This is a genomic window from Ruegeria sp. YTSA144, assembly GCF_059610125.1.
Map to the genome: position 1 here is coordinate 38,905 of NZ_JBXWNA010000015.1, position 19,758 is coordinate 58,662.

Below are 19,758 nucleotides of genomic sequence, written 5' to 3' on the forward strand. Positions count from 1 at the left end.
CCAAGAGTTTTCGGGCTACACTTGGCAAAACATGAATGTGAAGGGAGAACCTATGACCAGCATGCGAATGTCCCTTGGCCCGGCGGTAATGGTTGCGGCAGCTTTTGGTTTTTCGGCGGCTGCGCAGGCTCAGGATCAAGAAGATCCTCAAACGCTGTTCACCAATGTACACGTCTTTGATGGCGTGAATGAACAGCGTATCGAGAATGCCAATGTTCTGGTCGAGGGCAACCTGATCAAGACTGTTTCAACCGAAGCGGTCGACGCGCCCAATGCCGTTGTGATTGACGGCGGAGGGCGGACGTTGAGCCCGGGCTTTGTCGAGACCCACGCCCATTTGATGCTGATGGGGCCCACTCTGCCCGCGATGGAAGCCAACGTGACATGGGAAGACTTTGCCATTCATGGCGCACGAATGGCTGAAATGTACCTGATGCAGGGGTTCACCACGGTCAGGGATGCAGGTGGGGCCAATGGCGGGCTGCGCCGGGCAATTGAGGCGGGGCAAATCGACGGCCCGCGTTTCTTTCCGTCAGGTGCGTTCATCGGTACGCGAGGTGGTCACGCTGACTTTGCCAATTTTACTGCTCCGCCGGGCTCGGAGACCAACATGAGCCGCCTGAACATGGCGCAGGAAGTCAGCGGCGTGGATGACGTTTACAGGTTTGCTCGCAACAATTTCCGAATGGGTGCGACACAGTTGAAATTCATGCAATCCGGGGGCGTCGTCTCGGCCTTCGACCCCTGGCAATTGCTGGCCGGATCTCCCGAGGAAATCAGGGCCGCCGTGCAAGTGGCAAATGAGTATGGCAGCTATGTCATGGCGCATTCTTATCGCAAGGAAGCAATCCTCGCAGCGCTCGACGCAGGTGTGATGTCGATCGAACATGGATTCTCGTTCGACTGTGACATTGCCCGGGTCATGAACGAAAAAGGGGCCTACATTACCACCAACCTGACGGCCTTCGACCCCGGATTGCTGGACATTCCGGCTGTGGCAAACGTGCCGTCGAGCCTGGCCAAGGCAAAATCCGCCTCGGCCACATTTGCAGGCTATATCGACAATATGAAGGAATGCCCGGTGAAACGGGGATTCCAGACCGATTGTGTTGGTTCGGTCGAGGCTTGCAATATCCAGATTGCCTATGAGAAACACCTGAACAATGAGTTTTTCGGGCCCTATCAGTCGATGGTGACTTTGACGTCGATCGGCGGCGAGATCGTGGCGCTGTCCGGCGATTTCATGAACCCGTATACGGCCGGAAAACTGGGTGTGATCGAGGAAGGGGCCTATGCTGACATCCTGCTGATCGACGGAAACCCGCTTGCAGACTTTTCCGTCGTTGGAACCGGGGATCAATGGTTTGGCGCCGAAACGAGGCCGGAAAGCCCGGAAACGATCCGACTGATTATGAAGGACGGTGTGATATACAAGAACACGCTGGAGTGACCCCAAAAACGGTTGGAGAGATTTCATGGTCCCTTGGTTTCGCGCCGCAGTTTTCGCTGGCTTGGTCCTGAGCGGTCATTCCGCAATGGCAGCGCCCCATGCGACGCTTGACTGGTCTGACCTTCCGGACCCGTCCGTGCAGGTGTTCGATGACCCCTATCGTGATCTCAGCCCTGAACAGTTTGACGATGTCCTTTTCGTCGTGCGCTTGCGCGGCAGGTTGCAGCAGGATGTCGGCAGCGTCGAGGAAAGACAGAAATGGCAAGAGCTTCTGACCGAGACCGAAGACGCCTTGGCCGAGGGTGGCGTTGATGTCGATTGGCTGCTCGATCAGCGCGAGGATGTGAAAGAGCGGCGAAAAAAGGCAGGAACAAGGGGGAATCCGCGATTCGATGGCCAGACGGTTACATTGACGGGCTTTGCCATTCCCGCGCCGAACGATCCGGACGGGCGAGCAGTGGCGTATTTGGTACCGGAACGCGGGATGTGCAGCCACATGCCTCCGCCTCCGCCCAATCAGATGATCCGGGTGCGGTTGAACGGCGACTGGGCCCCCAGTTACTTCCATGAACCTGTTCGGCTCACTGGTACGCTGACGATTGAACCCTCGGTTCAGAACATAATGGTCGTGGATGGGCCTGTGCCGATGAATGCGACCTTCAAATTGGAGACGGACAGCGTCGAAACGCTGGAAACAAAGGCCGACGGTCTGGAATGGAGGCAGCGTGCAGCCGATCGCGTCCGAGCTGCCGGCAATCGCAAAACCGGCGGCGCAAAGGCGTCGGAATGATAGGGCGCCTTGTTGCCGCATTGAGTATTGCCTGCGCGGGTATGGCGTGTGCCCAGGGGTTGTCCGGGCCTTCTTCGGTCGAGGCCGAGCTGAAACCTGGCGATGGCCTGACCGATCCGCAATACCGTTCCGAGTTTCCGCGCAATATCGCGCCGGGTTGGTTTCGGTGGAAAGACCGGCTGGCCGAGGGCGGGTTTCGTTTCAACGTGGATTACCTGGCGCTGGGCCAATCCACGAACGCTGATTTGGGAACTGGCGAAGCCGCAGGTGGAATCGCTCGCGTCTACGGCAGTTGGCAGGCAACCGAGCGGGGTTCTCTGACATTCAAAATCGAAGATCGGCACGGATACACCGATGTTGCCCCGCAATTCCTCGGGCTGGACGGAGGCGCATTGTCGATCACCGGGACTGCCTTCAACGACAGCGGTTTGCTGCTGACCAACCTGTTCTGGACCCAAAGGGCCGAGAACGGCGCGTGGACGCTGCAAGTCGGCCAGATTGATGTGACGGACTTTGTGGATATCTATGGGTTGGTCAGCCCCTACAGCGGGTTCCAAAACCTGTCGTTCAACACCAACCCGACAATCAACACGCCCAACCAGGGAATTGGCATTGCCGGTGGGATAAAGCTGAACGAAAACTTCTATGCCGTTGCCAGCGTTGCAGACGCAAACGCCGATCCGTCTGATCCAAGTCTTGACGTGTTCAGCGATGGCAATCTCTTCAAATCGTTTGAAATTGGCTACACGTCGGGCTTTGATCGCATCTATTTCGACAATATCCACCTGACCCTCTGGCATGCGGATGCGGCCGACGATGGCAGCCGTGCAGAAGATTACGGGGGTGTGTTTTCCGCGGCATGGTTTGTCGACAACAAATGGATGCCGTTCTTTCGGGCAGGGGCGTCGAAAGGCACGGCAGCGCTGTATGATCGTTCGGTTTCTGCCGGGTTGGGCTATTACGGTCGAAACACAGATCTGGCCGGTTTGGGTTTGAACTGGGCCGAGGCAAGAAACATCGACGGCGGTCAGTTCACGCTGGAAGCATTCTATCGCTTTTCGATCTCACCCGGGCTGCAAATCACGCCGTCGCTACAGTTCATCTCCAATCCGCTGCTGAACCCCAATCAGGATAGCATCACGCTGTTCAGCCTGCGAACCCGGATCGTTTTTTGATGCGGCTCGAAAGCTGCAACTCACACGAAGCCAATTTGGGAGGCTCAGTCATAAAAACTTTGTTGGCCGCAAGCGCCATTGCAATCGTATTCGGTGCCGCGCTGCACGCGAGCGAGGAAAGCAAGACATGGGATGCGTCAGATAAGGCGAAGCAATTTGTGAAGGACACAATCGTGCTTGGCATGTTGGCCAGTCCCTACGGCACCGGGTGGACTGAAGACGAACAGCTGCACATTTACTTCGCGCGCGCTCGGGACAACGGCATAACAGGTCACGAGATGACGCTGGCCGCAGCGGATATGTCTTTTGAGACCTTTCTTGATCAGCACTACCACTTCCGGTCGGCGATGGCGCAGCAGCCGGAAAACTACCTGATCGTGAACGAAACCCGTGATATCGAGGCCGCCCATATTCAAGGCAAGACGGCCGTCATCTGGAACAGCCAAACTGCCACAATCCTGAACGGCGACCTCAAGAAGATGGCCTTGCTAAAGGATATGGGGATCAAGAGTATGATCCTGGCCTACAACGATATCTTCCGCACCGGGTCGGGACAGTTGGCAGCCTATAACGGGCGCGACATCGGTCTGACACCTTGGGGGAAGTCGGTCATCGATGAAATGGTGCGGTTCGGTATCCTGCTTGACCTGAGCCACACCGGATCCAAAACAGCCAACGACGCCATGGACTACATGGACTAGAACTATCCGGGCGTGCCCTATGTCTACACCCACTCAGTCCCCGCCGGCCTTTACGCGAACGAACCCGGTGCGACGCCACGCGGGTGTTATCGGGCCATTCCCGACGACGAGGCCCTGCGTGCGGCCAAATCGGGGGGTTACATTTCTCCCACATTCACCGAGTGGATGATGGACGGCGTTTGGCCTGAAGATATCTCACCCAAACAGGCCGCTGACATGATTGATTATTATGTCCAGCTTGTCGGAGTGGACCACGTCGGGATCGCAACGGATGATATGTTCTCGACCGAGCTTGTCGTGCAGTTCGCCACTGAAAACGCAAGCATGTATGATGATGGCGGTTATATGATCGACGCCTTCAACAAGGGGGCCACCGGTAACGGTGAACTGGCCAAGATACTTGCGGCAATCACCGATGATCTTTGGGCGCGCGGCTATTCCGATGAAGACCTCGAAAAGATCTATGGCGGCAACACGATGCGGGTTTACGCGCAAGTGTGGGAAGGCAAGCCCCCCGAACGATTTCTGAAAGAATACCCCCAGCGCCTGCGTCTCAGACAGGAACTGAGAGAAGGGTTCTATTCGCGATAGATGTCCAGGATCGGCCTCAATGATGATTGGCCCCGGATACGGAACAGCGCAGAAATTTTTGGGAAAAGGATGGTGGGTGATGAGAGACTCGAACTCCCGACATCTTCGGTGTAAACGAAGCGCTCTACCAACTGAGCTAATCACCCGTGATGCTGCATTTAGCCAAGCCTGCGGGCAGGTGCAAGAGGGTCTGGAAGATTTTCTTGCGTTCCGTCTTCGGCGGCCGATCAACGGGGCATCATGCAAGCAGTAGGCAGAACATGCGGGTGCTCTGGGCGCCTTTCGGGCCGGAAGGTGCACAGCCTAATTTTCAGACAGATCGATGGAAAACGCCTTGCTGAACCTGCGACCCATCACGTGTAAATGGCCAAAGGCGCTTGCGCGCCACCGGTGGCGTCCGATATCCCCGGAGAGACTGAAACAAACCGGTCGGGAGTTTACATGACCCTATCCTTCGCCCGCCGATTTTGGATGGTGGCATTGGTCCTTGGCGTGACGGCGCTGGCCCCGATCCGGGCCGGTGCAGAAGGCATTCTGGTCTTTGCAGCGGCCAGCCTCAAGACCGCATTGGACGAAATCGTTGCCGGATACGAAAACCAGACCGGTCAGAGCGTTTCCGTTTCCTATGCGGCGTCGTCGGTTCTGGCGCGGCAGATTCAGCAAGGCGCACCTGCGGATGTGTTTGTCTCGGCCAATACGGATTGGATGGATGTGTTGGAGCAGGATGGTCTAATTCGGACAGAGTCTCGAGTGGATCTGCTGGGCAACGGTCTGGTTCTGGTCGGGGCTGAAGATCATGCGCAAATGGGTGAAATCCAGCCCGGATATGACCTTAGGGCGGACTTGAAAGAAGGCTATCTGGCCATGGCACTGGTCGACGCGGTGCCTGCCGGGATTTATGGCAAAGCTGCTTTGCAGAGCCTGAACCAGTGGGAAGCTGTGCGGACACAGGTGGCGCAGGCCGACAATGTGCGCGCTGCGCTGGCTCTGGTTGCGGCAGGGGCCGCGCCACTTGGGATCGTGTACCAATCAGACGCCAGGGTGGAAGAAAGGGTCCGGGTCGTAGCGACTTTCCCTGCCGATCTGCATCCACCGATAATTTACCCTGCGGCCCTGACCCTCAATGCAAAAGAAGGAGCACACGATTTCCTTGAACACCTGAAGACGGATGCTGTCACGGCTGTATTTCTGGAGCAGGGATTTACCCTGCCGGGCAGGTGATTGCCTTGAATTGGTTGGGACCTGCCGAAGTAGAAGCCTTGAAACTTTCATTGCGCGTGTCCTTCTGGGCGACGCTGGCGACGTTGCCGTTTGGGATATTTGTCGCTTATGCTCTGGCGCGTTGGCGGTTTCCCGGGCGACAGGTTTTGAACGGTCTGGTGCATTTGCCTTTGATCCTGCCGCCCGTTGTCACCGGATACCTGCTGTTGCTGACCTTCGGCATTCAAGGGCCGCTGGGGCGGATCTTGGCCGAGTTCGGGATCGTAGTGGCCTTTCGCTGGACAGGCGCGGCCCTTGCCGCCGGGATCATGGCCTTCCCTTTGATGGTCCGGGCGATACGTTTGTCGATCGAAGCGGTGGACCCGAAGCTGGAACAGGCAGGGGCAACTCTGGGCGCGTCGCGTCCGATGGTGTTTTGTACGGTGACCTTGCCGATGATTTTGCCAGGGGTCATAGCCGGGGCTATTCTGGCCTTCGCCAAGGCCATGGGTGAATTCGGTGCGACGATTACCTTCGTGTCCAACATCCCGGGTCAGACGCAAACATTGCCTTCGGCTGTCTACGCGTTTTTGCAGGTCCCGGGCGGCGAGGCCGCTGCGACGCGGCTGGTTCTGATCTCGATTGTCATCGCGATGAGCGCGCTGTTGCTTTCAGAATATGTGGGACGCCGCGCCGCCGCGCGGGTGGCCGGATCATGAGCCTGTCTGTTCGGTTGCACCATGATCTGCCGGGGATCGATCTGGACGTCAGTTTTGATGCACCCCCCGGCGTAACAGTGCTGTTCGGGCGCTCGGGATCGGGCAAGACCACCATCGTCAACGCAGTCGCAGGGTTGCTGCGGCCCCGGGCGGGCCGGGTGGCGGTAGATGACTGGGTTCTGTTCGACACGGAACAGGGGCTCTGGCTGCCGCCGCATCGGCGGCGATTGGGGTATATTTTTCAGGAAGGGCGGTTGTTCCCTCATCTGACCGTGCGCCAGAACCTTGCCTATGGGCGATGGTTCGCGCCGAAGAATACACGGCGCGAAGACCCCGACAAGGTCATCGACATGCTGGGCATCGGTCATCTGCTGGACCGCAGACCTGCCGGGTTGTCAGGCGGAGAGAAACAACGCGTCGCCATCGGGCGGGCCTTGTTGGCAAGCCCGCGATTGATCCTTGCCGATGAACCGCTGGCGGCACTGGATGATGGGCGAAAAGCGGAAATCCTGCCCTATTTCGAGCGCCTCAGGGATGAGGTTTCGGTTCCGATCCTCTATGTGACGCACTCGGCTGCTGAAGTGGCCCGATTGGCAACGTCCGTCGTTGCGTTGCAGGATGGCAAGGCCGTTCGTCATGGGCCCGCATCCGAAGTTCTTGCCGACCCGTCTGTGGCCCCTACGGGTGTCCGTGCCGTCGGGGCCGTGTTGCAGGTTCAGGTTGCAAAACATCATTCCGATGGGCTGACGGAATTGAATGCCAATGGCGCGCGGTTGTTTCTGCCTCGTATCGCACATGAGATCGGAGCCAACTTGCGTATTCGTATTCCTGCGCAGGAAGTGATCCTGTCGAACAAAAAACCCGAGGGGCTTTCGGCGCTGAATGTGCTCAGCGGTACTGTCGAAGAGATCCGGTCGGGCGAGGGACCCGGTGCGATCGTGTCCGTAAGGACTCCGGCGGGCAATGTGCTGGCGCGGGTCACGCGCCGATCTGTTGTGGCCCTGAACCTGCAACCGGGCAGCACATGTCATGCGGTGATCAAGACGGTTGCGTTGGCCCCGCAGGATGTCGGCGGACATATCGTGGCCGGTAGTTAGTCTCAGGCGAGCGCGCGGGCTTCGTGTTCGCGCAGTATCAGACGAGCCGCGCGCCCGAATCCGATATGACCCGAGGTCGGCCTGTCCGGGAAAATTGCGGCCAGCTCCCGCAACGCGTCAGAGGACAAGGCATACAGCGCCTCTTCCCCCAAAAACAGGCTTTCGGCCAGCGCTCCGTTGGCGCTCAGGATTTCGTGGCGGTCCAGCAGGACGTGGAGATACTCGATGGCTTCAACAGATGTATCGATGCCAATGCCGGGCCATCCGCACAGGTGTTTGGCGGCAACCAGGGCTTCGGATGCGCCGAAAAGCAACTCGACCTTCGGGCCCTTTACCAGAATTCTGTGCTGTTGCGACACCAGAAGGTCGCAAGCGGGTTCGTTCGGCCCCAGACTGCCCGCCGAGATACGAACGGGGCGCAAAGCAGGTTCATCGCATAATCGTTCGCGTGGAATCCTGCTGCTTTCGATCCAGCGGATAGGTTGCAGACCGTGATCGGCAGTGGCCACCATATGACCTGTGCCCAGCGTTTCGATCGCAAGCGGGCCGCTTTCAGTCTCGATCAGAGTTCCGGCCGCAAAACAGACGCCTTCAATCCTGATGACCACTTCAACCGGGTCCGGTGTGCCGGTGAATGGAAGGGTGAATGGGCCGGCTTGGGTTGTACCCGAGACGCTGATGAAGAAAGAATCGAAGACAACCTCGCCTTTGTCGAGGCCATCGAAAAATGTCGGGTCGACGGTATAGGTCCACTCTCCTGTGTTCGGGTCAATCGAGGCGGTACCGTTGGCGGGCTGTGCCGCAATCGTCCAGGTTTGCGTGACCGGGTTGAAGTTTCCATTGTCCAGAGTGGGTTGCCCCGTCTCAACGTTGGGCGGGAAACCAGTCACATCCCCGGTCAGTTCACCTGTGATCGGAACTGAAACCAATTAACCCTCGCCTTGCTGCAACACGCGTTCAAATTCCTTCTTGCGATACAGGCGCATGTGAACCTCGCCCGCTTCATCCCGCGTCCATTCGACAATCCGATTGCGTGTCATGTCACTGTCCATCCGGTTGGTGCGCACACGCGGGTGCGGGATTTCCTGCTTGAGGATATCAACAATTTGGCTGGTCTGTCCAAACGGAGCCACCAGATCAATGATCCAGAAGGATGATCCGCTGGTGAAATCCGTGTCTGAAAGGGGTTTTTCTTTCACCGCATATCGGAACTCGGCTTCGGGGCTGAGCCCGGCGAAGGTGACAAAACCTCGGGGGAATCCGTGCTGCCGGAAGATATGGTACTGGCCTAGGCGAAACGGGGTTTCGAACGCGTACAGAACCTGCGCCAGACTGCGTTTCTGATGTGTTTTCGTCAAACCCGCCAGATAGAACATAGCGCCCAGATCCGCGTATTTTTCCGGCGTGAAATCGAACCAGTCTTTTGGAAACGTCTTGCTCAAAGAGATGCCCAACAGTGTAACGGGAACCAAAAGTCTGCCGCGAGTGTACTGCTTTCCTGCAATATGGGTAGAATAAATTCTTTGATGTGGTCAGTGTTACCGTTTCGTTGGCCTGTCCTGCTTTACTCGCAGGTCGTCCCGGCTATGCTATTGGTATCGGACCCTTGTTTCGGGATATCTGGATTATGCGTTCATTCAAGACTTTGGCTGCTGCCGTGCTTTTATCGATACCTGCAATGGCCGAGGCCGTTGGGTTCGGTCTGTCCGTTCGGCCACAATTTCGCACGGAAATCACAGCCTTGCCGAACGGTGTCTACGAGGTCAAGGCCATCGGATCGTCGGCGCCCGTGAACTATTGGTGTGGGATCGGGGATTACGCGATCCGCTCGCTGGGTGTGCCAAACAACCAGCGGATCTATATCTGGCGCGCCTATGAACCCGGTGTCCGGACCGTGCAATTCTCGCTGAGCCCGCCGCCGGGGGCGGATACCAAGCCGGGATATTCCATCACCGTCAGGAAGGTTGGGGCCAATATGTCGGCGTCGTCGGCGCAGAACTACTGCTATGACAATTTCATCATGGACACGTTCTAAGCGTCAGACCCATTTCGCCATCGGCGGCAGGCTCATCAGAACGGCGTCCGGGTCATGTCCGGTTTCCAGTCCGAACTTGGTGCCCCGGTCATAGACCAGATTGTATTCCGCATAAAGACCGCGATGCACCAGCTGGGTGTCTTTGTCGGCGTCCGAGAAACCCTGTACGCGCCGCTTTTCAACCAATGGCAGGAAGGCCGGCAGGAAAGCCCGACCGATATCCTGCGTCAGGGCGAAATCGGCCTGCCAGTCTCCGGTGCAGTAATCATCCATGAAAATGCCGCCTACGCCGCGTGCGCGTTTGCGGTGGGGGATATAGAAATATTCGTCCGCCCACTCTTTCAGGCGTGGATAGTGCCCGGGACCATGCGGGTCCAGGTGAGCCTTTTGGGTCGCGTGGAAATGCGCCGTGTCTTCATCATACTCGATGCAGGGGTTCAGATCCGACCCGCCGCCGAACCACCAGGCGTGCGGGGTCCAGAACATGCGGGTGTTCATGTGCACCGCCGGGACATGGGGGTTCTGCATATGCGCCACGAGGCTGATCCCCGAGGCCCAGAAACGCGGGTCTTCGGTCATCCCGGGAATGCCTTTGCGCGCTGCCATTGCCTGTTGTGCACGCTCGCCCAGGGTCCCGTAAACCGTCGAGACATTGACCCCGACCTTTTCAAACACGCGCCCGCCTCGCATCACGGACATCAGACCGCCCCCTGCGTCAGAGCCGTCCTCGGACTGGCGTTTGGTTTCCTTCACTTCAAAGCGGCCGGGTTTTGCGTCGGAAAACGGGCCGGTGTCGTGGCTGTTCTCCAGTGCTTCGAATGCGGCGACAATGTCGTCGCGCAATTGACGGAACCAGGCAGAGGCGGTGTTTTTTTCTGTTTCGAACATGGGTCTTAATGCGCAGGTGCGGCAACGGGGTCAAGCAATGTGCGGCCACCGTCGATTGTCAGGATCTGGCCGGTGATGAATCCGGCTGCATCCGATGCCAGATACTGCGCAGTTTCCGTCAATTCGGTGGCCGACGCGATGCGGGCAAGCGGTGTGTGCTTTTCGATGTCGTCGCGGAATTCTCGGTTCTCTCTCAGGGTCGATTGCAGGGATGCACTCATGACCGAGCCGAGCGCAATCGAATTGACCCGGATGCGGTTCGGCGCCAACGCCACGGCCAGTGAACGTGTCAACTGATCCAGCGCGGCGGTAGACACGGAATAGGCCATCAGGTCCGGATGCGTGCGGCGGGCCGCGATGGATGACAGGTTGATGATCGATCCGGCCGGGTTTTCATCGTCATCCCCGGCCTGTTTTATCATGCGTTTCGCGACCAGCTGGCTGAGCCGCAGCGCAGGCATCAAGTTCTGGTTCAGCAAGGTGCGCATCGAATCGTCATCGGGGTCCAGCGGATCAGACTGGATCACCTGGCGCGCGCCGTTGATCAGAATATCCACCTGATCAAACGCATCCAGTGTTGCCGACAGCAAATTGGCAATGGTCAGTTTTTCGCGCAGATCGCCTGCGAAGTAGCGAATATTGCCGTCTTCTGCCTGTTCCCCAAGCTCATCGATCAGACGTTTTTCATCTATATCGGCGAACATGACATTTGCGCCCGCATCCGCGAAATGCCGACCTATGGCCAGCCCGATGCCATTGGCTCCGCCTGTAACGATTGCTGTCTTGCCTGCGATGGAAAAGGACATCCGAATCCTCCTGAATTGGGGGCAGGTTAGCTGGCCTTATCGCCGAGGGCGAGAGGCCTCAAACACCTTGAACCGGTTGTCGCCGGCGGCTTCATCGACCCGAGCGAAGTGTTCGTTCAGAGTGGTTTCGTAGGGGAGATGGCGATTTGCCACCATCCAGAGCGTTCCGTTGCGCGTCAGATTGCGTGCCGCTGCTGCGATGAAACCCTGCCCCAGCGCAGGGTCGGCACTGCGTGAGGTGTGAAACGGGGGGTTCATTACGATGGTGTCCATCGGCTCTGGCGCAGACCAGGTGACGGCGTCAGCCCAATAAAACCGGGACTTCGGGTCAGAGGCGTTGATGCGCGCACAGGAAAGGGCCGTGTGATCTGCTTCGACAAGATGTACGGATTTCACAGTGTCGCGCTTCAGTAACTCTGCGGTCAGATACCCCCATCCGGCACCCAGATCGGCCACGCGCGGCCCCAGCTTGGCGGGCAAGGCCTTCAGCAACATGGCCGAAGCGGGATCGATCCCGTCCGCTGAAAACACACCCGGTGCCGTGTGGTACCCATCGACGATCTGTGTCTTTGGCGCAGCCCAATCTGCAAAGCTCTGCGGGTCAGCCTGAAACCAGAAGATTTTCCCGTGTGCTTTGGACAGAGGTCCTTCGACCGAGATCCTTTTGCGAACATCTTTCAGAATGCTGTCCACGCCATCGGTCTTTGCGCCATCGATCACGACAACGCCGCGGGCTCGTGAACCGGCCAGATGGATCATTGCCCGCGCCAGCGCCTTGGCGCGCGGCAAAAACACAATGGCATCCTGGCAAGGGTCGTCTGCCTCGGGCACCGTGTCAAAGCCCTGCGCAGCAAAATGGTCGTAAAAAGGTTTGAACGGTTGCACCACCTGCGCTTCATGGGGAAGCGCCGACAGATCATGGGCCGGAACAGGGCAGATCACGCTAAGGGGCGACGACAGCGACAGGCCGTTCTGCAATGCAAGTTCCAGGCGAGGGGACATGGGCAATTCCGGCAAATATGGGTGATTGTCAGGCAAAAGGCCCTATTCTTCGCGTTCCATGGTGCATTGCAGCGGGTGCTGGTGCCTGCGGGCGAAATCCATGACCTGGCCTACTTTGGTCTCGGCAATCTCATGGCTGAAGACCCCGACGACGGCCACACCTTTTTTATGCACGGTCAGCATGATCTCGAACGCTTCCGCATGGGTCATGCCGAAGAAACGTTCCAGAACATGAACCACGAATTCCATCGGCGTGTAATCGTCGTTCAGCAACAGCACCTTGTACAAAGGCGGACGCTTGGTTTTTGGGCGCGTCTGCACCAGAACGGACGCGTCGCTGTCGTCGTCCGGTTCGTCAGACATCATCCAGGTCTTTTCCAGCATCGTAGGCAACTGTCCGATTCAGTTTTGGGGTTTATCTTCGCGCTTATATAACGTGGGGATGGCCGGTGAAAAGAGCAAGCGGACGTAAACGAGATGACTGACAAGCTGACGACAATCGGTTTCGATGCGGATGATACTCTGTGGCACAATGAGCGTTTTTTTCAGCTGACGCAGGCGCATTTTGCTGAATTGCTGGCCGAGCATGCCGACCGGGACCATCTGATGGAGCGGCTTCTGGCGGCCGAAAAGCGCAACATTCGACATTATGGCTATGGTATCAAGGGCTTTGTCCTATCGATGATCGAAACCGCGATCGAGGTCACGGACGACCGTGTTCCGGCCTCGGTCATTCGCCAATTGATCGAAGCCGGCCAAGAGATGCTGGCCTATCCGATCGAGCTGTTGCCCCATGCCCGCGACGCGGTGGAAGGCATGACCGGCTTGTGTCGGGTTGTCTTGATCACCAAAGGGGACCTGATCGACCAGGAACGGAAACTGGCCCAGTCGGGTCTGGGCGATCTGTTCGACGCGGTGGAAATCGTGTCTGAAAAGACCCCTGAAACTTACCGGTCGATATTTGAGCGGCATGGCGATGGCCCGACGAGCGCGATGATGGTTGGCAATTCCATGCGATCTGACGTCGTGGCTCCGATTCAGGCAGGAAGCTGGGGGGTTCATGTCCCGCACGGCCTGATCTGGGAGGTGGAGCATGCTGAAGCCCCGGTCGACAGTCCCCGATTCCGGGAGTTGAGGGATTTGGGCGGTCTGGCCGATCTGGTGCACAGCCTGAAGTGATGTTGCCTTTTGGCCGCAGTTCCACGAAAACCCTGCCGGGCGTTGACCAAGTTCTGCCTCAATCGCGCATCTGGTGGGCTTTGGGCGGCATCTGTCTAGATATAGCCATGTTCGGGCGGCCTGACGAAACCGCGAAAAGCTCAGCTTTCGGTTTATTTCACCAAGTCTCTGTGATAGTCTGTACGATAATAAAACAAAATTTGCCGACCGGGAAAACCCGGCGGCGCGAGGCAGACAGAGGCAATAATCGTGCAGATTCGGCGGACAGTTCCGGCCCGAATGGGCTTTCTTCTCATAGTGTTGCTATGTGCTCTGGCGTTTGCGCCGCTCAGGTCCATGGCGGCACCTTACGCGGCGATGGTGATTGATGCCCGAACCGGAGAGGTTCTGCATTCGCGCAATGCTGACACAAGACTTCACCCGGCATCGCTGACCAAGATGATGACGCTTTACATCGCGTTCGAAGCGGTGCGGAACGGTGAGATCACGCTGGATACCCCGGTTCGGATCACCAAAAAGGCAGCAGCCGAGCCGCCATCGAAGCTGGGGCTGCGCGCCGGTCAGACGATTGCTTTTCGCTATCTGATCCGCGCGGCTGCCGTGAAGTCGGCCAATGATGCCGCCACGGCCATCGGCATTGCCATCAGCGGATCCGAGGCAGCTTTTGCGCGGCGCATGACGCGAACCGCCAAGGCGATGGGGATGAGCCGCACGACCTTCAAGAACGCCCATGGTTTGACCGAAGCGGGTCATCTTTCGACCGCACGTGACATGACCACGCTGGGTCGGCATCTGCTGTATGACTATCCGCAATACTACAATCTGTTCTCGCGCCAATCGACCTATGCAGGGATCAAAACCGTTCCCAACACCAACCGCCGCCTGCTGGCGGCCTACAAGGGCGCCGACGGCATCAAAACCGGGTACACCCGTGCAGCGGGGTTCAATCTTGTGGCATCGGCAAAGCGCAAGGATGAACGCATCATCGCCACCGTTTTCGGCGGAAAGTCCGGCGCCTCTCGGAATGCCAAGGTTGCCGAGCTTCTGGATTTGGGCTTCCGCCGCGCCCCGTCGCGTGCGCCCATTCGCAAACCTGCCCGACCGGCCTATGCTGGAAATACCGGATTGGGTGTCGGGACGCAGGTCGCCAGCGTGAGCGGCGCGCCAAAATCCAGTTTGCGCCCGGTTCGGCGCCCGACCGCGCCCACGCAAGTCGCAAGCGCGGTTGCAGCGGCGGCTGACGAGAATCGCGACAGCATTACCAGCGCGATCGCGGCGGCCATTGCAGAGGCGGATATCGCGCCAACTGCACCGCCTGTGGAAACATCCGATACCCGTCCGGCATTGCGCCCCGAAAATCTGGTTCTGGCTTCGACGGACGCCACCAAACAGCCAGAGCCTGAGCAGGAGGTTGTCACTCGGTTGTCTTCGTCAGGTGGGCACCTGTGGGGGGTCAATGTGGGTCGCTATACCACGCGGTATGAGGCCGAGAAGGTTTTGCTGAAAACCGCATTGTCGGAAATGACCACTCTGGAAGGCACGCTGCGCAAGGTGAACCAAAGCGCGCGCGGGTTTGACGCAACCTTTCAGGGCATGACCCGCGAACAGGCGGATCTGGCCTGTCGCCGTTTGCAGGCCCGCAACGTCACCTGTTTCATGATCGGGCCATCATAAGGTTCGGCATTCTCTCTCCTGAACGGGTCTGGGCTGCGGTTTTCCGCAGCCCTTTTTTCAGTCGAAAACGTGACCGTGCTGGTATTGTTCATCCTGCCCGGCGGCAGCCGTCAGGGCGGCGACGTTGTCCTTGGTGAAGAACCCGTCGTATTTGTGACACCGCTCGATATACTCGGTAATCAGCAGGGTGTGCTTGGAGTGTTTCGAAAAGATCTGTTTCAGGTTCGGGTCGTCTTTGCACTCACCCACCACATGGGCCAGGAACGGCACACCCTTGTCCTTCAGGGTGTTCACCACGAAATCGACGTTCTTTTCCCCGGCGCCGTGATCGCCATCCTGAATCTCGACCGCCATGTGGTGCAGACGACGGCCAAAATTGCGCACGAAATCTTCGGTCGGCATCGGCAGTTTGGCGAAGGAGTTGACGAAGGATGGCGTGTTGTTTGCGGTGAATACCTTGGCCGGAGACTTTTTGTCATCGTCTACATTGCCGTTGCGGTTCACGTTGGTCGATGAGTTCATGTCGAATATGTTGTAAGCGCCCCAGAAATAGTAGGGCACCATGGTCAGGAACTCGAGAATCGCATCCTCGCGCTCGCCCGCCAGCACCCGCGTCGCAAGATGGTCGATTCCCAGCATCAGCGGGGCGATCCTGCTTTCGGTTCCAAAGGCGGCGGCCTGTTCCAGACGGGCCTGTTCCGTATCGCTCAGCAACACGCGATCCCCAAGGCCCAGACTGTCGGTATCGTTAAAGTCGTGGGTCGAATACCCGACGCGGTTGCAGGTGAAATCGGACGGGGTGGTGAATCGGTACCCGTCTGATGTGTAGAACGGGTTTTCGGTGTCGCCGGAATACTCGAAGCGTATGTTCTGATCCTCAAGTGCTCGGGTCAGCGCGTCCAGATCACAGGCAGCGAAAACCTCACCTACGTAACGCGTCTGAGGATTGTTGCGCGCAAGCGGGTACATGCGGTTGATGCGGGGGATGAAATCTTCAAACCCGGGGCTGAGCGGGGCCATCAGGATCAGCGCGGGATAGTCGGGATGTGAATGCAGTACCGAAAACCTGTGGGTCTGCCCCAGATAGCTGGCGGTGTGTCGATACGGCGTCATCACGTAAAGCTCGACCATTGTGTCGAACACCGCGTCGGGTTCAACCTGAATGATGATGGCCCGCATTGCACCGACCTGATCCGCAATGCCCGAGCTTGTCCGGCGTTCGTAAATCTTCGGAAGGTATTCATTGAAGAAGTCCGAGTTCTTTTTGTCGCCCCGGGGCTGATAAGACATCAGATCAAATGACATTCCACGACCTCCTTGCACTTGCCCGCTGCGGGTCAATGCATTGTTTGCAATTATGGTATTCAGAATATGCGTTTGCCCGTCATGCTAGGCGCTGAGGCCTGCACGGGCAACAGTCGTGAAACTGGGCTGCCATCGTTAACGCATGATGTTCAGCGGGTGAATTTCGTCACCTCGACACCGCCCCCGATCAGGCTTTCGCGAACTGAACGGGCGATCTGAACGGCAGTTGGTCCGTCTCCGTGCAGGCAAATCGTGTCGATGGATGTCTCCAGCCGCTTGCCGCTTTCGGTGATGATCGCGCCTTCACGCACCATGTTCAGGATGCGTGGTCCGGCGACATCTGCGTCGTGGATCACCGCGCCGGGCAGGCTGCGGTCAACCAATGTTCCGTCGTCATTATAGGCACGGTCAGCAAAGATCTCGCCCACCCATTTGCAGCCCAGCTCGCGCACGGCGTCTTCCTGTTTCGTCACGGCAAGAACCATCACGATGATGTCGGGATCGACGTCCAGCGCGCCCTGATAGCAGGCCCGCGCCATATCCATATCGACCGAACACATATTGGCCAGTGCGCCGTGCAATTTCAGATGCCGCACTTTGGTGCCGACCGCCTTGGCCATGCCCATCGCCGCACCCAACTGATACCGCACAAGGTTGCGCAGATTTTCCTGGGACAGCTTCATGTTCCGGCGACCAAAACCTTGCAGGTCCGGAAACCCGGGATGCGCGCCGATGCCGACACCATTCTCGGCCGCCAGCTTCATTGTAGATGCCATTACATCCGGATCACCCGCATGAAATCCGCAGGCAATATTGGCGGAGGTGATGATTTTCAGAAGGCTTTCGTCATCGCCCATTTTCCATGGACCAAAGCTTTCCCCCATATCGGCATTCAGATCGACGCTTGGCATCGGCACATCTCCTTAGTCGGTGGCAGAGATCACTCCGCTGATCAATTGGTAGGACAGCAAGTCCGGGATGTCATGCGGGTCACGCACCAGCGCCTCGACTTTTGAGGGCAGGCGGGCAAGATCCGTCAGGAATGCCGCGTGCAAATCGGCGGCCTGATCCAAGGTCACAAATTCGAACGTGATCGCTCCGCCCGCGGGCGTCTGCGCTGCGCGGGGCATGTCGCAGGGCAAAACGGTCGCGATGCGGGGGTACCCTCCGGTGGTCTGGCATTCAGGCAGCAGAATGAATGGGTCTCCGGTTCCGGTCATCTGGATGTCGCCCGGGGTGATCACCTCGGACAAGATGTTCAGTTGGCCAGTGGCCGCAAACCCGTCGCCGTCACTGTTCACTTGCATCCCCATCCGGTTGGCGCGTGCGCCACGATGGAATGAGGTGCGCGCAAACCGATCAAGCGTTGCGTCATCAAACAAGGACGTCTGAAAACTGGCAACGACACGCAAAACGCCACCCGAGAAGCGCTCGGAAGGGGTCAGTTTCAAACCTGCGTCGCCTGCATCCGGGCCACATGTCAGCCTGTCGCCTGGCTGCACTGCCCGCCCTATCCGTGCCGCCAGATGCGCGGATCGAGATCCAAGAAAAACCTCTGAATCGATACCGCCCCCCAAGTGAAGATAGCCGTAATTGCCTTGCAGGGCCGCACCGATGACCAGCCGTTGTCCGGGCTCCAGGTGATGCGAGGCATTCCAGGCCACGGGGCTGCCATCAATACTGGCCTGCATCCGCGCACCGGTCAAAGCGATACGCATGTTCTGTGTGGCCTCGAACGCGCCGCCCATCCCGGCCATTTCCAGCGCGGCGAATTCCGGGCTCTGGCCAAGCAACGCGGCACCTTCATGAAGGGCCAGTATGTCGGCAGCACCAGACCGGGACAGGCCCTGGTCCAAATAACCAATGCGCCCCTGATCCTGGATGGTGCAAGTCGGGCCGATCTGGTGGACGATCAGGCTCATGGCGCAATCTCCTCGCAGGTTGCTCCGCCTGTGCCATTCTCATTATTGGCGCTTATGTGTTCCAGGTCTTCGTGGGACACGGGTTCGAAAATCAGTTCATCCCCGGGGTTGAGCGCGAATGCCTCATTTGTCTCGGGTCGGAAACACCGAAAAGCCGTCTGCCCGACATGCCGCCACCCGGTTGGCGTCGGCCCGGAAAACAGCACAAACTGAGATATTGCGAGAACCAGAGCACCTTCGGGCACCATGGGGGTAAGGGTTTGCAGCCGCGGAATATTGAACTCGGGGCCCAATGGTCCAAGGTAGGGTTGTCCGGGGGCGAAGCCGATTGTCAAAACCCGCACACGGGACTGGCCAAGCCGCCGTACCGCTTCTTCCGGCGTGAGACCGGCAGCAGCAGCGGCATCGTCCAGCTGAGGCGCAAGGTCGGTGCCGTAGACCGTCGGAATTCGCCACAGCCTGCGGCCCGTTGGAAGTGGTGTGTTGTACCAGTCCCTTTGGTCGACGAGGTCCTGAAGCTTGTGCAACATCTGCTGATGGGTGGTGCGTTGCGTATCGAACCGGACATATGCCGAGGCCAGCGTGGCAGAAGACTCCGTGACCTCTGCCCATTGAAGCCGAACCAGTTCAGATCGAAAGGCCAGCGCCGCTCGGTTCGCTGTCTCAGACATCGTGTCCGCAAATGTGACAAGCGCTCCGTCAAATCCGACGGTTCTGACCAGTGGGAACGTAAGGTGACGCGCCATGCCTGTCTCGCTATTGAAACCGAAAGTGAATTGCCCGGACCAGAGCGCATCCCGGAGGGATGTGCAAGATAGGTGATCAGAATGCAGCCTCATTGAAGGCGCGGTCGGACTTAATGTCTGTCGGCCAGACTCGGCGCGGTTCGAAATCTGGCGTTTGGGGTTTTCAATGCAGATTCTGGCAGAGTCGCGAGTCGATTCACTTACTTGAGTCGCGCAGCCTTGTGTTCAGTGTCGGTCGATTCCCTATATATAGTAGTGCCGTCTTGTGTCTTCCCGGTTGTGTCGTGGCCATCCGAGGGAGAGAGTCCCGACCGGCACAGAAAAGGCAAGCTTTCTGGCTTTGTAAGTTATTGTTTTTAAATGACGATATCGAATTTTTCAAAAAAATGCCCTGCGGCGTCATTTTCCACTTGCGGGTTTTGTTGGTTATACTTAGAACCCCCTTCACCGGCGCTGCTGAGGCGGTGCTGATGGGTCG

At 58.1% G+C, this 19,758-nt stretch carries 21 protein-coding genes and 1 tRNA gene; 11 read left to right on the top strand and 11 right to left on the bottom strand.

All coding sequences use genetic code 11. The features are described 5' to 3' along the window. The first annotated feature begins 52 nt into the window (after positions 1-52). From AC2FF8_RS19680 to AC2FF8_RS19700, 5 genes are all read left to right on the top strand, one after another. The gene (locus AC2FF8_RS19680) at positions 53-1,450 is read left to right on the top strand and encodes an amidohydrolase family protein (RefSeq protein WP_496798046.1); all 1,398 of its coding nucleotides are present in this window, start codon (positions 53-55) and stop codon (positions 1,448-1,450) included. Between the two features lie 25 nt (positions 1,451-1,475). Beyond that, positions 1,476-2,240 carry a DUF3299 domain-containing protein gene (locus tag AC2FF8_RS19685; RefSeq protein ID WP_170347346.1) on the top strand — a complete coding sequence of 255 codons (765 nt, stop codon included), beginning with the start codon at positions 1,476-1,478 and terminating at the stop codon, positions 2,238-2,240. Further along, positions 2,237-3,415, top strand: coding sequence for a carbohydrate porin (locus tag AC2FF8_RS19690; protein WP_496880533.1), 1,179 nt, complete (start codon positions 2,237-2,239; stop codon positions 3,413-3,415). The genes AC2FF8_RS19685 and AC2FF8_RS19690 overlap by 4 nt, the downstream gene beginning before the upstream one ends. Before the next feature lie 158 nt (positions 3,416-3,573). After that, entirely contained in the window at positions 3,574-4,116 is a 543-nt protein-coding gene (locus AC2FF8_RS19695; RefSeq protein ID WP_496880534.1) for a membrane dipeptidase, read from the top strand. A 12-nt stretch (positions 4,117-4,128) separates the two neighbouring features. Beyond that, positions 4,129-4,707 (top strand): hypothetical protein, encoded by a 579-nt coding sequence (locus AC2FF8_RS19700; RefSeq protein WP_496880535.1) that lies wholly within the window; start codon positions 4,129-4,131, stop codon positions 4,705-4,707. 70 nt (positions 4,708-4,777) lie between these two features. Here the strand turns inward: AC2FF8_RS19700 and AC2FF8_RS19705 are convergent. Continuing rightward, a tRNA-Val gene (locus AC2FF8_RS19705) sits at positions 4,778-4,853 on the bottom strand. Positions 4,854-5,148: 295 nt separating this feature from the next. Here AC2FF8_RS19705 and modA point away from each other — a divergent pair. Genes modA through modC form a run of 3 tightly spaced genes read left to right on the top strand, consistent with a single transcriptional unit; the run spans position 5,149 to position 7,723 of the window. Further along, positions 5,149-5,928: a molybdate ABC transporter substrate-binding protein gene (gene modA / locus AC2FF8_RS19710; protein WP_368040385.1), complete on the top strand. Its 780-nt coding sequence runs from the start codon at positions 5,149-5,151 to the stop codon at positions 5,926-5,928. Between the two features lie 5 nt (positions 5,929-5,933). Then, the gene (gene modB, locus AC2FF8_RS19715) at positions 5,934-6,626 is read left to right on the top strand and encodes a molybdate ABC transporter permease subunit (RefSeq protein WP_170347349.1); all 693 of its coding nucleotides are present in this window, start codon (positions 5,934-5,936) and stop codon (positions 6,624-6,626) included. Beyond that, positions 6,623-7,723 (top strand): molybdenum ABC transporter ATP-binding protein, encoded by a 1,101-nt coding sequence (gene modC, locus AC2FF8_RS19720; protein ID WP_496880536.1) that lies wholly within the window; start codon positions 6,623-6,625, stop codon positions 7,721-7,723. Before modB ends, modC begins: the two co-directional genes overlap by 4 nt. 2 nt (positions 7,724-7,725) lie before the next feature. On the opposite strand, the gene AC2FF8_RS19725 is transcribed toward modC, so the two are convergent. Together AC2FF8_RS19725 and AC2FF8_RS19730 are read right to left on the bottom strand one after the other, a co-directional pair. After that, positions 7,726-8,652, bottom strand: a complete 927-nt coding sequence (locus tag AC2FF8_RS19725) for a Hint domain-containing protein (protein ID WP_496880537.1) — start codon at positions 8,650-8,652, stop codon at positions 7,726-7,728. After that, the gene (locus AC2FF8_RS19730; protein ID WP_152456981.1) at positions 8,653-9,165 is read right to left on the bottom strand and encodes a toxin-activating lysine-acyltransferase; all 513 of its coding nucleotides are present in this window, start codon (positions 9,163-9,165) and stop codon (positions 8,653-8,655) included. It abuts the gene before it with no gap. Positions 9,166-9,350: 185 nt separating this feature from the next. Between AC2FF8_RS19730 and AC2FF8_RS19735 the strand changes: the two genes are divergently transcribed. Continuing rightward, positions 9,351-9,758: a hypothetical protein gene (locus AC2FF8_RS19735; protein ID WP_170347353.1), complete on the top strand. Its 408-nt coding sequence runs from the start codon at positions 9,351-9,353 to the stop codon at positions 9,756-9,758. Positions 9,759-9,761: 3 nt separating this feature from the next. On the opposite strand, the gene hemF is transcribed toward AC2FF8_RS19735, so the two are convergent. The 4 genes from hemF to clpS are packed head-to-tail and all read right to left on the bottom strand — an operon-like array spanning position 9,762 to position 12,838. Then, on the bottom strand, positions 9,762-10,646 hold the full coding sequence (gene hemF, locus AC2FF8_RS19740; RefSeq protein WP_496880538.1) for an oxygen-dependent coproporphyrinogen oxidase: 885 nt from the start codon (positions 10,644-10,646) through the stop codon (positions 9,762-9,764). Positions 10,647-10,651: 5 nt separating this feature from the next. After that, positions 10,652-11,452 (bottom strand): SDR family NAD(P)-dependent oxidoreductase, encoded by an 801-nt coding sequence (locus AC2FF8_RS19745; protein ID WP_170347355.1) that lies wholly within the window; start codon positions 11,450-11,452, stop codon positions 10,652-10,654. Positions 11,453-11,488: 36 nt separating this feature from the next. Continuing rightward, the gene (locus tag AC2FF8_RS19750; RefSeq protein ID WP_496880539.1) at positions 11,489-12,454 is read right to left on the bottom strand and encodes a class I SAM-dependent methyltransferase; all 966 of its coding nucleotides are present in this window, start codon (positions 12,452-12,454) and stop codon (positions 11,489-11,491) included. A 42-nt stretch (positions 12,455-12,496) separates the two neighbouring features. Beyond that, a complete protein-coding gene (gene clpS, locus AC2FF8_RS19755) occupies positions 12,497-12,838 on the bottom strand; it encodes an ATP-dependent Clp protease adapter ClpS (protein WP_152456986.1) in 342 nt (113 codons plus the stop codon). 93 nt (positions 12,839-12,931) lie between these two features. Here clpS and AC2FF8_RS19760 point away from each other — a divergent pair, with 93 nt between their 5' ends. Continuing rightward, positions 12,932-13,633: an HAD family hydrolase gene (locus tag AC2FF8_RS19760; protein WP_496880540.1), complete on the top strand. Its 702-nt coding sequence runs from the start codon at positions 12,932-12,934 to the stop codon at positions 13,631-13,633. 279 nt (positions 13,634-13,912) lie between these two features. Beyond that, the gene (locus AC2FF8_RS19765; RefSeq protein WP_496880541.1) at positions 13,913-15,307 is read left to right on the top strand and encodes a D-alanyl-D-alanine carboxypeptidase family protein; all 1,395 of its coding nucleotides are present in this window, start codon (positions 13,913-13,915) and stop codon (positions 15,305-15,307) included. A gap of 57 nt (positions 15,308-15,364) precedes the next feature. On the opposite strand, the gene AC2FF8_RS19770 is transcribed toward AC2FF8_RS19765, so the two are convergent. The 4 genes from AC2FF8_RS19770 to AC2FF8_RS19785 all read right to left on the bottom strand — a co-directional run bounded on the left by AC2FF8_RS19770 (position 15,365) and on the right by AC2FF8_RS19785 (position 19,280). Continuing rightward, the gene (locus tag AC2FF8_RS19770) at positions 15,365-16,612 is read right to left on the bottom strand and encodes a hypothetical protein (RefSeq protein ID WP_496880542.1); all 1,248 of its coding nucleotides are present in this window, start codon (positions 16,610-16,612) and stop codon (positions 15,365-15,367) included. A gap of 149 nt (positions 16,613-16,761) precedes the next feature. Next, positions 16,762-17,523, bottom strand: coding sequence for a LamB/YcsF family protein (locus AC2FF8_RS19775; RefSeq protein ID WP_257600062.1), 762 nt, complete (start codon positions 17,521-17,523; stop codon positions 16,762-16,764). A 12-nt stretch (positions 17,524-17,535) separates the two neighbouring features. Further along, positions 17,536-18,534 carry a 5-oxoprolinase subunit C family protein gene (locus AC2FF8_RS19780; RefSeq protein ID WP_496880543.1) on the bottom strand — a complete coding sequence of 333 codons (999 nt, stop codon included), beginning with the start codon at positions 18,532-18,534 and terminating at the stop codon, positions 17,536-17,538. After that, positions 18,531-19,280, bottom strand: a complete 750-nt coding sequence (locus AC2FF8_RS19785) for a 5-oxoprolinase subunit B family protein (RefSeq protein WP_496880544.1) — start codon at positions 19,278-19,280, stop codon at positions 18,531-18,533. Before AC2FF8_RS19785 ends, AC2FF8_RS19780 begins: the two co-directional genes overlap by 4 nt. Positions 19,281-19,758: the final 478 nt, after the last annotated feature.

Bases quoted from the DNA above. Each gene is read 5' to 3' on its own strand.
- AC2FF8_RS19680 (WP_496798046.1), top strand. From the start codon at position 53: ATGACCAGCATGCGAATGTCCCTTGGCCCGGCGGTAATGGTTGCGGCA.
- AC2FF8_RS19685 (WP_170347346.1), top strand. From the start codon at position 1,476: ATGGTCCCTTGGTTTCGCGCCGCAGTTTTCGCTGGCTTGGTCCTGAGC.
- AC2FF8_RS19690 (WP_496880533.1), top strand. From the start codon at position 2,237: ATGATAGGGCGCCTTGTTGCCGCATTGAGTATTGCCTGCGCGGGTATG.
- modA (WP_368040385.1), top strand. From the start codon at position 5,149: ATGACCCTATCCTTCGCCCGCCGATTTTGGATGGTGGCATTGGTCCTT.
- modC (WP_496880536.1), top strand. From the start codon at position 6,623: ATGAGCCTGTCTGTTCGGTTGCACCATGATCTGCCGGGGATCGATCTG.
- AC2FF8_RS19735 (WP_170347353.1), top strand. From the start codon at position 9,351: ATGCGTTCATTCAAGACTTTGGCTGCTGCCGTGCTTTTATCGATACCT.
- hemF (WP_496880538.1), bottom strand. From the start codon at position 10,646: ATGTTCGAAACAGAAAAAAACACCGCCTCTGCCTGGTTCCGTCAATTG.
- AC2FF8_RS19745 (WP_170347355.1), bottom strand. From the start codon at position 11,452: ATGTCCTTTTCCATCGCAGGCAAGACAGCAATCGTTACAGGCGGAGCC.
- AC2FF8_RS19750 (WP_496880539.1), bottom strand. From the start codon at position 12,454: ATGTCCCCTCGCCTGGAACTTGCATTGCAGAACGGCCTGTCGCTGTCG.
- clpS (WP_152456986.1), bottom strand. From the start codon at position 12,838: ATGCTGGAAAAGACCTGGATGATGTCTGACGAACCGGACGACGACAGC.
- AC2FF8_RS19760 (WP_496880540.1), top strand. From the start codon at position 12,932: ATGACTGACAAGCTGACGACAATCGGTTTCGATGCGGATGATACTCTG.
- AC2FF8_RS19765 (WP_496880541.1), top strand. From the start codon at position 13,913: ATGGGCTTTCTTCTCATAGTGTTGCTATGTGCTCTGGCGTTTGCGCCG.
- AC2FF8_RS19770 (WP_496880542.1), bottom strand. From the start codon at position 16,612: ATGTCATTTGATCTGATGTCTTATCAGCCCCGGGGCGACAAAAAGAAC.
- AC2FF8_RS19775 (WP_257600062.1), bottom strand. From the start codon at position 17,523: ATGCCAAGCGTCGATCTGAATGCCGATATGGGGGAAAGCTTTGGTCCA.
- AC2FF8_RS19780 (WP_496880543.1), bottom strand. From the start codon at position 18,534: ATGAGCCTGATCGTCCACCAGATCGGCCCGACTTGCACCATCCAGGAT.
- AC2FF8_RS19785 (WP_496880544.1), bottom strand. From the start codon at position 19,280: ATGGCGCGTCACCTTACGTTCCCACTGGTCAGAACCGTCGGATTTGAC.